This window comes from Streptomyces sp. DT2A-34, from assembly GCF_030499515.1.
In the GTDB taxonomy this organism is placed as follows: Bacteria; Actinomycetota; Actinomycetes; order Streptomycetales; family Streptomycetaceae; genus Streptomyces.
Map to the genome: position 1 here is coordinate 7,587,345 of NZ_JASTWJ010000001.1, position 13,297 is coordinate 7,600,641.

Below are 13,297 nucleotides of genomic sequence, written 5' to 3' on the forward strand. Positions count from 1 at the left end.
GCCCGAACTCTCGATCGATGCAAAAGGCCAGGTCAGAACGGATTGTCAGTGCCATACCCCACGATGGGCACATACGGCATCCCGTATCGGGCGTGCCGTCACACAGACGACAGGAGGTTCGTCATGGCCAACTACCCCGCAGCAGCCGCCCGCCGGCGCCGCGCCACCGGCCCTGCCCCCTCACTGACCGGCCCGGCGAGCGACGTCCACCCCGTGCTCCGCCGGGCCACGGCCCCGCCCGCCGCCCTCGACCTGCTCGCCCAGGCGCGTGCCGGACTGGACGAGGCCGCCGTTCTGGAAACGCCGAACGAACGCTATGCCACGGCCCACCTCGCCGCCCTGCGCACCGCCGCCGCCGTACTCGCCGCGCGCGGGCGCCCCGAGCCCATGTCCAAGCGCCGGGCCCGCATCAGGAGCGCCTGGGAAGTGCTCCCCGAGATAGCGCCCGAACTCACCGAGTGGAGCGCGCTGTTCGCCTCCGGCGCCCGGCGCCGCGCCCGGGCGGAGGCGGGCATCCAGGGCGCGGCCAGCCGCCGGGACGCCGACGACCTGATACGCGACGTGGCGATGTTCCTGCGCCTCGTCGAGCGGATGCTGGTGCTCCAACCGGTCCTGCCACAGCCGCGACCGGACACCGACACCGACGAGGCCGACAGCTCGCGTCACGCGCGTGAGGACATGCCGGACGCTGGCTGACCGCCCTGCTGCCCGCCCTTGCTGTCTGCCGGACGGGTCGGGCGGCTTCGCACGGCACCGCGATGGCCCGTCGCGCGGCACCGCGATGGTCGTGTGGGGCGCCGTAGGCAATAGGGTGGAGGGCGCCTGAAGCCTTCCCGCTCCCGTGACCCGGGCCGGGGAGGCAGCCCGATCGCTCCGCCGTGCAAGTGGCGGTGCCGCGCCGAGGAGTCAACTGCCGTGTCGGACCCGATGCGCCCCCGCGCTGCCCTCCGTACAGCCGTGGTGTGGGAAGTCCTCCGGGATGCCCTGGACCGCCGCGTGAAGGCCACGGGGCGCCAGGTGCTGGACGTCCTCGACACCGGAGGCGGCAGCGGCAACTTCGCGGTGCCCCTCGCCCGGCTCGGCCACCGCGTCACCGTCGTCGACCCCAGCCCGAACGCGCTCTTCGCCCTGGAGCGGCGCGCCGCCGAGGCCGACGTGGCCGACCGGGTGCGGGGCGTCCAGGGTGACGCCCACGGCCTCTTCGACGTGGTCGAGCGCGGCGGGTACGACGTCGTGCTGTGCCATGGCGTCCTGGAGTACGTCGACGACCCCGCCGAGGGCGTCCGCAACGCGGTGGCCGCCCTGCGCGCCGAGGGCGTCCTCAGCCTGCTCGCCGCCGGGCTGGGCGGCGCGGTGCTGGCGCGGGCGCTCGCCGGTCACTTCAAGGAGGCCAAGCGGGCCCTGGAGGACCCGGACGGCCGTTGGGGGCAGGGTGACCCGGTGCCGCGCCGCTTCACCGCCGAGCAGCTCACCGGGCTGGTCGAGGGCGCGGGCCTGCGGGTCGGTGCCGTGCACGGGGTGCGGGTCTTCGCCGACCTGGTCCCCGGGGTGCTGGTGGACACTGAGCCCGGGGCGCTGGAGGCGCTGCTGAGGCTGGAGGAGGCGGCGGCCGAGCTGCCCTCCTTCCACTCGGTGGCCACGCAGCTCCACGTGCTCGGCGAGACGCGGGAGAGTGCTGCGGCCTGAGCCGTCCCCTGTGAGCGGCCCGTGAGGGTGCGCCGTTGATCAGGGGGTTGGCTGCACATGGAGTACGCCACAGGCCCCCCGATCGGGCGTCCAGCGCCGTATGATCGAGGGAGACCGTTCTGGCATGACGGGTCGGCCGCTGGGGAATGCAGATCTCAGCGAGTCGGGATGTCCATGGCGGAGCCCGGTTGGCCAATTGGCGTAGAGGGGCGGGTTTCACGGGGGCGATTCCCTGCCTATCCTGAAGGGACCCCCCGGGTCGCCCCGGCGACTGCACGATGAGGAGGACTCCGTGCCGCTCTCGGAGCACGAGCAGCGAATGCTCGAGCAGATGGAGCGAGCGCTGTACGCCGAAGATCCCAAGTTCGCGACAGCGCTTGAGGGAAGCGGGCTGCGCACGTACACCCGGCGACGGGTCTACCAGGCGGTCGCCGGCTTCCTCGTAGGTATCGCGCTCCTCATGGCAGGAATGGTCGCCAAGCAGGTCTGGCTCAGCGTGGTGGGCTTCCTCGTCATGCTGGGCTGTGCGGTACTTGCCGTGACCGGCTGGCGCAAGGCCCCCAAGCCGGGCGAACAGCCTGCCGGTGGCCCGCACGCCCGTCGTCAGCCGCGTCAGAAGCGTTCCATGATGGACCGCATCGAGCAGCGCTGGCAGCGACGTCGTGACGAACAGGGCGGTCATTAGCTCGACGAGCAGCTCCTGGACACGCAGGGGGTGACCACCGACTCGGTGGCCACCCCCTGATGTACGCCCCCGTACGGCTTGGGGCGGGGAGGAGACGGGGGCTGGAGGGTGACGGGAGCGGGGCAGGATCCCAGAGGCTGGGGAGCCGAGGGCTGATGGGGCCGATGGGCGGGCAGGGTGACGGGGGCGAGCAACGTCCTGAATTGCCCGGGTGACGCCCGCCCCGAGCGAACGGACTCGGCCAATTCCTCAGCTCGGACAAGGTCCCGTCCCACCGACTCCGGGGTGTGGAGCTTCAGGCCAACGTCCTTGCCTCCGGTCTGAGGCAGGGGCCTACGGTGTATTGGCGCCGGTCTGAAACAGGTCCATCTACGTATTGCTGCCTCGCTCCGGTCTGAGGCAGGGCCCTACGGCGTATCGCCGCCGGCTCGATGCAGGGCCCTACGTGTATCGCCGCCGGCCGATGCAAGGCCCACCGCGTATTGCTGTCGGCCCGAAGCGCCCCCCGACGTATCGCCGTCGGCCTCAGCCGACCACCTCGGCCGAGCCGACCTCAGGCGGCCGCCCAGATCGGAGCAGACCCCTCGTCCTCGGCTCGTGCGGGTCTCTGGCCGGAGATCTGCCCGCTACGGCTTGTGCCCGACGCAGGTTCCGCCCGTTCCGCGTCCCGCCCGAGGCCGCCCACCGCGGTCGCTCCGGGCCAATGCCCTCAGCTCCGCTGAGCGAGCTGTCCCAACTCTGCTGGGGCGGTCCCCGCGGCACCCGTCACGGTGAGATCCGGGCGCGAGTGGGGCTGGGCCGGAGTGGGTCCTCGGCCCCGGTGGGGCGTGGGCAGGAGAGGGCCCTTGGCCCCGGTGGGGCGTGGGCAGGAGAGGGTCCTCGGCCCGAATAAGGCGCGGCCGGAGTGAGGCCCGGGCACGAGCATGGCCCGGGCACGAGCGAGGCCCGGCCTGAAGCAAGCCCCGCCCCGGCCAGAAGCACGCGCCCCCGCACCGGCGTCCCCAACCACCCCTCCGGCACGCACCCCGCCCCGGCCCCAAGCACCCACCCGGCCCCAGCCGAAGCACGCAGCACCCCACCGCCCCAGCCGAAGCACGCAGCACCCTGCCCCAGCGGAAGCCCCCACCCCACCGCAGGCCCGCCCGCACCCCACGCCCCCCCCAGCGGCTGATTACCCCCGCTGCGCAGGCGTCGACGGCTTGCGCAGTGTCGGTCGGGCGGCGGCTGCGTGGCGCTTGGTGTCGGTCCACCAGTCCGACACGGCCCAGGCCACCCGCACGCTGGAGCGTGGGGCCAGGACGGCGCGCATGTGTGTCGTCCAGCGGGCCTTGGACTCGAGGTCGGACCGGACGCGACGGACATCCTCTGCGAGGCCGGCCGTCGGGCGAGGGACGGGGGCGTAGAGGACCTGTTCCACCGCGTCGGCCACCCGGTGAACCGAGGCTGCGGCCGGTGGGTCGAGGTGACCCAGGCGGACGATGCGGGCCGCGGTCTTGCGGGGCGTCTGGGAGTCGTCCGGCGGGATGCCGAAGTCCCAGGCGAGGTCGGTGAGTTCCTGCCAGACCGCCAAGGTGTGACGCGATACGTCCGCCTCCGTGCGGCCATGTGCTCCCAGCCGTGCCGCCCGTGTCCGAAATCGCCACAGCATCGGCGCCAACGGGATCAGCAGCGCTGCCAGCCCGACGGGCGCCCACGCCAGAACGACGTACCACCTCAAGCCGTCGTCGCCCGGGGCGAGCGCGGCCTCGGGGGACTCGCTCGCGCACAGCTCCGGGTTCCGCCCGGCGCAGCTCTCGCTCGTCGAGGGCGAGGCGGACGGCCCCGTGCTTGTCGACTGCGTGGGACGCGTCACGTCCGGGAGAGTGGAGCCGGGCGAGTCCGACTGGGTGTACGACGGAACCGAACCACGGGTCGGGGTCGGCTCGAAGCGGGTCCACCCCACGCCCTCGAAGTACAGCTCGGGCCAGGCGTGCGCGTCCTTCAGCCCCACCGAGACCGTGCTGTCGCCCTGCGGGGTGCCGGGCGCGAAGCCCACGGCGACCCGGGCGGGTATGTCGAGCGAGCGGGCCATGGCCGCCATCGCGAAGGAGAAGTGGACGCAGAAGCCCTGCTTGTCGCGCAGGAACCGGGCGATCGCCTGTCGATCTTCGCCGGCCTTGACGTTGGTGTCGTACTGGAACCCGCCTGTGACGGCGAAATACTCCTGCAGCTTGACCGCCTGCTCGTAGTGGCTGGTCGCGCCCTCGGTGACCTCACGCGCGGTTCGGGCGACCACCGCGGGCAGCGAGTCGGGCAGCTCGGTGAACTCGCGCCTCAGTGCCGCCGGCGGCTCCGGCGCGTTTGCGAGCTGCTTCGCCGTCGGCTGCACATCAAGGCTGCGCACGGTGTACGTCACCCCGCGTGTGGTCTGGCGGCGATCACCGACGACCGTCATCCCCAGCGGTTCGTACCGCCACCTGCCCGCGATGCTCACTCCGCTGGGCGGATAGGGCATCGGCAGCCAGTTCTGGGCGTACCAGTCGGCGGCCGAGATGGTCGTCTCGACCTCGGCACGCCGGATGTCGGGGCCGAGGCCGATGGGCGTGGGGAACTCGTCCGGCACGGCCTGGATGCCGCGCTTGGCCGGCTCCCAGGTCTTGCCGTCGAAGTCGTCCAGGGACACGATCCGCAGGTACAGGCTCGAGGTGTCTTCGGTGCTGCTCCTCAGGGAGAGGACCTGGCGGTCCTCGTCCACGTTCAGACTGTTGCGCAGCGACACCACTGGATTCACCGCGGAGATCGTGCCCCCTCTCCCGCTGCCTGAGCCGACTGTGCTCGCGGGGTCCAGCAAGCCGCCGTTCATCGCGGGCAGGGCCAGCGGTACGACCAGGGCGATGCCCAGGGCGACCATGCCGATGCGTCGCCCGGTGCGGACCGGCGCCACCACGCCGCTGGGCTCCCCACCCGGCGTCCGTGGCGCCCCGCCGAAGACCCGGCCCCACTGCGAGAGCCGGTCGCGGCCCTCGGCCAGGAGCAGCATCAGATAACCCGCGGCGGCGACCAGGAACCACAGCCAGTCCGCGCCGCCGTCGGCCAGTCCCGCGGCCACGGAGTACAGCGCCAGCAGGGGCAGCCCGGCCGGGGCCGCGCTGCGGAACGTCACCGCGAGGGTGTCCACCGCCAGGCCGATGATCAGGACTCCGCCGATGAGCATCAGCCGGATGCCGTCGGACAGCGGTGCCGGGATCGAGTACCGGCTCACGTCGTCCGCGCCGGCCTGCAACAGGTCGGCGAAGTGACGGAAGGCCTCCGGACCGGGGATCACTCCGATGATCGCCTGCTGGTTGGCGAAGGTCAGGGTCAGCAGCATCAGCGCGACGAGGGCCTGCGCGGCCACCGTCAGGGGCCGTGCCAGCGGCACCCTCCGGGTCACCATGCCGACGCCGGTCTGGATCGCCAGCAGGAAGATCGCCTGAATCAGCCAGGTGACCGGAGAGACCAGCGGCAGCAGGGCGCAGGACGCCAGCAGTGTGGCCGCCGCGGCGCACAGCGCCATCCGTGTCCGCCCGCTCATACCGGTCCCCCCTCGCCCCGCGCGCCAGTGGTCGCGGCGGCGTCCGTACGCGCTCGGTCCGCCTGGCGCCACAGCTCGTTCAGCGAAGCGCCCCGCGGCACGCTCAGGGCCGTCCAGCCCGCCTCCCGCAGCAACCGCAGCCGCTCCTCGCTCCTGTCCAACGCGCCGGGCACATCGGTCGGTTCCCGCACCCAGGCCCCGCTGCCCAGCACGAAGGCCACCGCGCCCCCGCTGCGCTGCCGCATCTTGGCGGCCACCGCCGCCTGCTCCTCGTCGAGGTCGCCGAAGAAGGCGACCAGCAGCCCTTCGTTGCCGCCGCGCAGCACGTCGTACGCCCGCGACAGACCCGTACCGTCGGAATGGTCGATCACCGCGAGGGTGTCCATCATCAGCCCGGCCGCGTCCGCCGACTCCTGGCTCGCGCCCGCGAACCCGTCGGCGCCCTCACCGGGGACCGAGCTGCCGGTGTCGGTCAGCAGCCGTACCGAAAAGCCCCGCTCGAGCATGTGGACCAGCACGGACGCAGTACCCGACACGGCCCACTCGAAGGCCGAGTCCGGGCCCGCGCCCTGGAAGGCCAGGCCCCGGGTGTCCAGCAGCACCGTGCAGCGGGAGCGCTGCGGCTGCTCCTCGCGGCGCACCATCAGCTCGCCGTAGCGCGCGGTGGAGCGCCAGTGCACGCGGCGCAGGTCGTCGCCGTAGCGGTACCCGCGCGGGATCACATCGTCCTCGCCGGCCAGCGCCAGCGAGCGCTGCCGCCCGTCGCCGTAGCCCTTCGCCTCCCCGTTGAAGCGCACCGGCGGCAGCGGCTCCACGCGCGGGATCACGGTCAGGGTGTCGTACGTCGAGAAGGAGCGGGTCAGCTCGCACATGCCGAACGGGTCGGTCAGGCGCAGCTGCAGCGGGCCCAGCGGGTAGCGGCCGCGCAGGTCGGAGCGCACCCGGTAGGACACCTCGCGGCGGCCACCCGCCTCCATTCGGTCCAGCACGAAGCGGGGGCGCGGCCCGAGCACGTACGGCACCTGGTCCTGGAGCATCAGCAGGCCGGTGGGCAGCCGGGAGACGTTGTCCATCCGCAGATGGACGCGGGCCTCGCTGCCCGCGGGCACGCGCGCGGGGGAGAGCCGGCGGCTGCCCGCGACCCGGTAGCGGGTGCGGTACAGCACGGTCGCGCAGATCAGCGGCAGCACGGCGAGCAGCAGCCCGACGCGCAGCAGGTCGCTCTGGCCGAGGACGTAGGCGCAGACGGCGGCCGCGACGCCGGCGGCCAGGAAGGAGCGGCCGCGCGTGGTCAGACCGGCCAGTGCCGTGCGCAGCCCGCTGTTCTCACCGCGGTCCGGCTCGGCCTGGCCCGTACTGCCGGAGGTCATCACAGCCTCCGCGGCGGCTGCTGGCCGTAGGCCTGAGTACCGCGGCCGAGGCCCCCGAAGCCGCTCTGCTGCTGGGGCGCGGCGGGCACCGGGGTGCGCTGCAGGATCTCCTGGACGACCTGCTCGGACGTACGGCGGTTCAGCTGGGCCTGCGCGGTGGGCAGCAGGCGGTGGGCCAGGACGGCCACGGCGAGCGCCTGCACGTCGTCCGGCAGCGCGTACTCCCGGCCGCTCAGAGCCGCCGACGCCTTCGCGGCGCGCAGCAGATGCAGTGTCGCGCGCGGGGAGGCGCCGAGTCTGAGGTCCGGGTGGGTGCGCGTGGCGGCGACCAGGTCCACCACGTACCGCCGGACCGGCTCGGCGACGTGGACGCCGCGGACGGCCTCGACCAGCTTCACGATGTCGTGGGCATGCGCCACCGGCTGGAGGTCCTCCAAGGGGGAGACCCCGCCGTGCACGTCCAGCATCTGCAGCTCGGCCTCCACGCTGGGGTAGCCGACGGAGACGCGGGCCATGAAGCGGTCGCGCTGGGCCTCGGGCAGCGGGTAGGTGCCCTCCATCTCGACCGGGTTCTGCGTGGCCACCACCATGAAGGGGCTCGGCAGCTCGTAGGTCTGGCCGTCGATCGTGACCTGGCGCTCCTCCATGGACTCCAGGAGCGCGGACTGCGTCTTCGGCGACGCGCGGTTGATCTCGTCGCCGATCACGATCTGGGCGAAGATCGCGCCCGGCTTGAACTCGAAGTCCTTGCGCTGCTGGTCCCAGATGGACACGCCCGTGATGTCCGACGGCAGCAGGTCGGGCGTGAACTGGATACGCCGTACCGAACAGTCGATGGACCGCGCCAGCGCCTTCGCGAGCATCGTCTTGCCCACGCCGGGAACATCTTCGATCAGAAGATGTCCCTCGGCGAGCAGTACGGTCAGCGAAAGCCGTACGACCTCGGGCTTGCCCTCGATCACTCCTTCCACCGAACTGCGGACACGCTCCACAGTGGCGGTCAGATCAGTGAGGCTCGCTCGATCGTCATAGGTCGTCACCCGGCCCTCCTCGGCCCGTTCTTTCCGGGCCGACGCTCTACGACGCGGACCGGCCTCCCCTGGAACACGGACACCACGCATGGAACGTTCCGCGTGTTGCCACACCCGCATTCTTGCTGCCGTTACCGATTCGTGTCACTCGCCTGTGGACAACCGCCTGCGATATGTCGGGTCTTACGGCCTTTTGGGCACGCCGGAGCCGAAATTGACAGCCAAACGACAGGTGCGGCGGATGGTTACGCGGGCCCTGCGTGACGGCTAGGCGGGGTCGATCTCGCGCAGCAGACCCGTCTTCACGTCGAAGACGAAGCCCCGCACGTCGTCGGTGTGCAGCAGGAACGGCGAGGTGCGCACGCGCTGCATCGACTGCCGTACGTCCTGGTCCACGTCCCGGAAGGCCTCCACCGCCCAGGCGGGCCGCTGGCCGACCTCCATCTCCAGGTCGGTGCGGAAGTCCTCGGTGATCGCCTCCAGGCCACAGCCGGTGTGGTGGATCAGGACGATGCTGCGGGTGCCGAGCTTGCGCTGACTGATGGTGAGCGAGCGGATCACGTCGTCCGTGACGACGCCGCCGGCGTTGCGGATGGTGTGACAGTCGCCGAGCTCCAGACCGAGCGCGGCGTGCAGGTCGAGACGGGCGTCCATGCAGGCGACGATGGCGACGTGGAGCACGGGGCGGGCGTCCATGCCGGGGCCGGTGAAGGCGGCGGCGTATCGCTCGTTCGCCTCGACGAGACGGTCGGTGACCGTGCCGCGGTCGGCTATCGCACCTTGGGGCCAGCGGGAACCGATGCAGAAGTCGTCATACCCATGACGGTACTGGTCACGGCCGAAACGGTCCCGCTGTGAGAGGGGACAAAGAACGTCATCGACCCGTGTTGTGAGCTAACCCGCAGGGGTGGCGTGATTGCGCCCATACGAGCGATTTTCCGCACTGCGCGGCTTCGCCCGAACCCGAATCGGCGACGCGCAGGCCGGTTGATTGACCGCGAGACAGGGTGGACTAAAGTGACGCGAAGCGGGAGGGGAGAACTCTCCCTGCTGGATTGTTTTCCCCCGGAGACCCCCGCGACTGCCGGAGATCTCCCCACGTGCGCGGCGCGTACGTACGGCTCGGCCTCCTCCCGCTCCCGGCCGGCTGACGCTTCCGGCGCCGGCAGGCCTCCCCTTCACGAGCGGGCGGGGACCCGGCGGTGCGTACCGCCTCGCCGGATCTGAGAGGGCCCCTTGAGTCAGAGTCGACATGTCCCGGTGATGCTCCAGCGGTGCCTGGACCTGTTGGCCCCCGCCCTGCAGCGGCCGGGAGCGGTGGTCGTCGACTGCACGCTGGGGCTCGGCGGCCACAGCGAGGCTCTCCTTCAGCAGTTCCCCGAGGCCCGGCTCGTCGCCCTCGACCGCGACAAGGAGGCCCTGCGCCTGTCCGGCGAGCGGCTCGCGCCCTTCGGTGAGCGCGCCACCCTCGTCCACGCGGTCTACGACGAGCTCCCGGAGGTCCTCGACAGGCTCGGCATCGCGCGCGTGCAGGGCGTCCTGTTCGACCTCGGCGTCTCCTCCATGCAGCTCGACGAGGCAGACCGCGGCTTCGCCTACGCCCAGGATGCCCCCCTCGACATGCGCATGGACCAGACGACCGGCGTCAGCGCCGCCGAGGTCCTCAACACCTACCCGGCCGGCGAACTCGTGCGCATCCTGCGCGCGTACGGCGAGGAGAAGCAGGCCAAGCGGATCGTGGGCGCCATCGTGCGCGAGCGCGAGAAGGAGTCGTTCAGTAACAGCGCGCGGCTCGTGGAGCTGATCCGCGACGCCCTGCCGCAGGCCGCCAAGCGCACCGGCGGCAATCCGGCCAAGCGCACCTTCCAGGCGCTGCGGATCGAGGTCAACGGCGAGCTCTCCGTCCTGGAGCGGGCGATCCCGGCCGCCGTGGAGGCCCTCGACGTCGGCGGACGGATCGCCGTCCTGTCGTACCAGTCGCTGGAGGACCGGCTGGTCAAGCAGGTCTTCGCGGCCGGCGCCGCCAACACCGCCCCGCCCGGGCTGCCCGTCGTCCCCGAGCAGTACCAGCCCCGGCTCAAGCTGCTGACCCGCGGTGCCGAACTTCCCACCGAGGAAGAGGTCGCCGAGAACCGGCGCGCGGCACCGGCTCGCCTGCGGGGGGCCGAGCGCATCAGGGAGTCCATCGAATGAGGCGCGTGAGGCAGGGGCGGGTGTCCGGGTCCAGGATTCAAACCCATGAGTTGGAGAACCGGACTCGGGGGAGGACGAGTGAGTAGGAAACCCGAACTGAGGGGGCGGGCGGCCCGGCTCGCGCGGCTCTTCCCCACCGGGGGAGGGCAGGCCGCCCGTGCCCCCTTCGTCCTCCTCGTCGTCGTCCTCCTCGGCGGCGGCCTCATCGGGCTCCTCGTGCTGAACTCCGCCCTCAGCGAAGGCGCGTTCGAACTCGACGACCTGAAGAGGGACACGAAGTCCCTCACCGACGAGGAGCAGTCCCTGCAGCGGGACATCGACGCCTACTCCGCCCCCGACGCCCTCCAGCGCCGCGCCCGGGAACTCGGCATGGTCCCCGGCGGCGACCCCGCCTTCCTCGGCCCCGACGGCACGGTCAAGGGCTTCCCCAGCCCCGCGCCCGCCGACCGGACCTCCGACTACGTCCCCCTCGTCCTCGCCCCCGAGGCCCTCGTCAGCGAGCCGACGGAGCCCCCGGCCCCCAGCCCGGCACCCACCACTGCGGCCCCCGAGGACACCTCCGACGTGCCTCCGTACACGGCCCCCGAAGCCACGGCAGTGCCCCGGTACGCAGCCCCCGAGCAGTTCGTCCAGTCCGCCCAGTCCTCCACGTATCCGACCCCCGGCAGGTGACGGAAGTGCCAGACAGGGAACCGCCGCGCCGCCGCGTGCCCGGACCCGCGAAGCCCGCCCGCTCCGGCGCCCAGCGGCGCCCGGGCCCCGCGGCCCGACCGGCACGGTCGCGCCCCATGCCCCCCGCCAAGATCCGGCTCGGCAGCCCCCGCCCCCGGCTGCGCATGGTCAGCCTGGCCCTGACCCTCGTCCTGATCGCCTTCGTCGTACGGCTGCTCCAGGTGCAGGCCGTCGACGCGAGCACCTACGCCGCCAAGGCCGAGAAGAACCGGTACGTCGGCTACACCCTGGCCGCCGTGCGCGGCGGCATCACCGACCGCAACGGAGTGGCGCTGGCGACCAGCGTCGACGCGTACGACATCACGGCCGACCCCACGCTCTTCAGCCGCGAACAGCTGAAGATCGACGACGGCCCCGAGCAGGCGGCCGCGCTCCTCGCGCCGATTCTCGGCCAGGAGCCGGAAAAGATCATCAAGAAGCTCCGGCCCGCCAACAAGAACCTGCGCTACACCCTGCTGGCGAGCCGCCAGACCCCGCAGGTCTGGAAGCAGATCAAGGACCTGAAGTCCGCGCTGGCCACCAAGGCCGGGAACGACAAGAGCACGGTCAACGTCCTCGCGGGCGTCCTCTCGGTCGCCAGCAGCAAGCGCGTGTACCCGAACGGCGATCTCGCCGCCGGGATACTGGGCTGGGTCAACGCCGACGGCAAGGGCGGCGGCGGTATCGAGCAGCAGCTGAACAAGCAGCTGTCCGGCAAGGACGGCGAGATCCGCTACGCCCAGTCGGGCGGCCGCCAGGTGCCCACCGCGGGCTCCACCGAGACGCCCGCCGTGCCCGGCAGCGATGTCGAGCTCACCATCGACCGCGACATCCAGTGGGCCGCGCAGAACGCGATCAGCGAGCAGGTGGAGGAGTCCAGGGCGGACCGCGGCTATGTGATCGTCCAGGACACCCGCACCGGCGAGATCCTCGCCATGGCCAACTCGCCCGGCTTCGACCCGAACGACCTCTCCGCGGCCAGCGGCGAGAACATGGGCAACGCGGCCGTCCAGGACGCCTACGAGCCCGGCTCCACCGCGAAGGTCATGTCGATGGCCGCCGTACTGGAGGAGGGCGTGGCCACGCCCGGTACGCACGTCGTCGTACCCAACCGGCTGCACCGCGGCGACCGGCTCTTCAAGGACGACATCGACCACGCGACCTGGTTCCTGACGCTCAACGGCGTCCTCGCCAAGTCCAGCAACATCGGCACCATCCTGGCCACCGGCCAGCTGGGCAGGACCCAGGCGCAGGCCAACAAGGTGCTCTACAGCTACCTGCGCAAGTTCGGCCTCGGCAGTTACACCGGGCTCGGCTTCCCCGGCGAGACCCGCGGCATCCTCGCGGCCCCGGACAAGTGGTCGACCTCGCAGCAGTACACGATTCCTTTCGGCCAGGGCTTGTCGCTCAACGCGATGCAGGCGGCCTCGATCTACTCGACGATCGCCAACGGCGGAGTCCGCGTCGAACCCACGCTCGTACGCGGCACCAAGGGACCCGACGGGCAGTTCACCGACGTCCCGGCACCCAAGAAGACCAGGGTCATCAGCGCCAAGACGGCGAAGACCCTCGCCCAGATGCTGGAGTCGGTCGTGGACGACAGGGAGGGCACCGGCACCAAGGCGCGCATCCCCGGCTACCGCGTCGCGGGCAAGACGGGTACGGCGAACCGCGTGGATCCGGCCACCGGCAAGTACCGCGGCTACACGTCGTCGTTCGCCGGTTTCGCACCCGCGGACAAGCCCCGCATCACGGTCTACTGCGCCATCCAGAACGCCACCGCGGGCAACTACTTCGGCGGCCAGATCTGCGGCCCCATCTACAAGAAGGTGATGGAGTTCGCCCTGAAGACCCTCCAGGTCCCGCCGACCGGGGCCAAGCCCGCGAAGCTCCCGGTCTCCTACAAGCCCTGACCACCCTGATCAGCACCGAGCAGCCAGGAACCACCTCGTGACAACGATCACCCCCGACTCCGGGAACCAGAGCGCGCCCCGCCCCTCACTTCGCTCCGAGGCCGGTGCGCCCGGTACGCTCACCGCCGTGCCACACGCTGATCAGTCCCAAACGA

At 71.7% G+C, this 13,297-nt stretch carries 9 protein-coding genes and 1 pseudogene; 6 read left to right on the forward strand and 4 right to left on the reverse strand.

Going from position 1 to position 13,297, the window contains the following annotated elements:
* Positions 1-123: 123 nt before the first annotated feature.
* The 3 genes from QQM39_RS33855 to QQM39_RS33865 all read left to right on the forward strand — a co-directional run bounded on the left by QQM39_RS33855 (position 124) and on the right by QQM39_RS33865 (position 2,371).
* Positions 124-696: an SAV_6107 family HEPN domain-containing protein gene (locus QQM39_RS33855; protein WP_302001366.1), complete on the forward strand. Its 573-nt coding sequence runs from the start codon at positions 124-126 to the stop codon at positions 694-696.
* 219 nt (positions 697-915) lie between these two features.
* Positions 916-1,686, forward strand: coding sequence for a methyltransferase (locus QQM39_RS33860; RefSeq protein ID WP_302001367.1), 771 nt, complete (start codon positions 916-918; stop codon positions 1,684-1,686).
* 292 nt (positions 1,687-1,978) lie between these two features.
* Entirely contained in the window at positions 1,979-2,371 is a 393-nt protein-coding gene (locus QQM39_RS33865; RefSeq protein ID WP_302001368.1) for a DUF3040 domain-containing protein, read from the forward strand.
* A gap of 1,171 nt (positions 2,372-3,542) precedes the next feature.
* On the opposite strand, the gene QQM39_RS33870 is transcribed toward QQM39_RS33865, so the two are convergent.
* The 4 genes and pseudogenes from QQM39_RS33870 to QQM39_RS33885 all read right to left on the reverse strand — a co-directional run bounded on the left by QQM39_RS33870 (position 3,543) and on the right by QQM39_RS33885 (position 9,203).
* The gene (locus QQM39_RS33870) at positions 3,543-5,924 is read right to left on the reverse strand and encodes a DUF3488 and transglutaminase-like domain-containing protein (protein WP_302001369.1); all 2,382 of its coding nucleotides are present in this window, start codon (positions 5,922-5,924) and stop codon (positions 3,543-3,545) included.
* Complete coding sequence (locus QQM39_RS33875) at positions 5,921-7,294, reverse strand: DUF58 domain-containing protein (RefSeq protein ID WP_302001370.1); 1,374 nt, start codon at positions 7,292-7,294, stop codon at positions 5,921-5,923. The genes QQM39_RS33870 and QQM39_RS33875 overlap by 4 nt, the downstream gene beginning before the upstream one ends.
* Positions 7,294-8,334, reverse strand: a complete 1,041-nt coding sequence (locus QQM39_RS33880; protein WP_302001371.1) for a MoxR family ATPase — start codon at positions 8,332-8,334, stop codon at positions 7,294-7,296. The genes QQM39_RS33875 and QQM39_RS33880 overlap by 1 nt, the downstream gene beginning before the upstream one ends.
* Before the next feature lie 258 nt (positions 8,335-8,592).
* A pseudogene (locus QQM39_RS33885) lies at positions 8,593-9,203 on the reverse strand (beta-class carbonic anhydrase).
* Positions 9,204-9,561: 358 nt separating this feature from the next.
* On the opposite strand from QQM39_RS33885, the gene rsmH reads away from it, so the two are divergent.
* The 3 genes from rsmH (at position 9,562) to QQM39_RS33900 (ending at position 13,142) form a co-directional block, all read left to right on the forward strand.
* Complete coding sequence (gene rsmH / locus QQM39_RS33890; protein WP_302001372.1) at positions 9,562-10,518, forward strand: 16S rRNA (cytosine(1402)-N(4))-methyltransferase RsmH; 957 nt, start codon at positions 9,562-9,564, stop codon at positions 10,516-10,518.
* A gap of 78 nt (positions 10,519-10,596) precedes the next feature.
* A complete protein-coding gene (locus QQM39_RS33895) occupies positions 10,597-11,190 on the forward strand; it encodes a septum formation initiator family protein (protein WP_302001373.1) in 594 nt (197 codons plus the stop codon).
* Complete coding sequence (locus tag QQM39_RS33900; protein ID WP_302001374.1) at positions 11,187-13,142, forward strand: penicillin-binding protein 2; 1,956 nt, start codon at positions 11,187-11,189, stop codon at positions 13,140-13,142. Before QQM39_RS33895 ends, QQM39_RS33900 begins: the two co-directional genes overlap by 4 nt.
* Positions 13,143-13,297 lie beyond the last annotated feature (155 nt).

Excerpts from the sequence above, each read along its gene's own strand:
- QQM39_RS33875 (WP_302001370.1), bottom strand. The coding sequence starts at position 7,294 with ATGACCTCCGGCAGTACGGGCCAGGCCGAGCCGGACCGCGGTGAGAAC.
- QQM39_RS33870 (WP_302001369.1), bottom strand. The coding sequence starts at position 5,924 with ATGAGCGGGCGGACACGGATGGCGCTGTGCGCCGCGGCGGCCACACTG.
- QQM39_RS33855 (WP_302001366.1), top strand. The coding sequence starts at position 124 with ATGGCCAACTACCCCGCAGCAGCCGCCCGCCGGCGCCGCGCCACCGGC.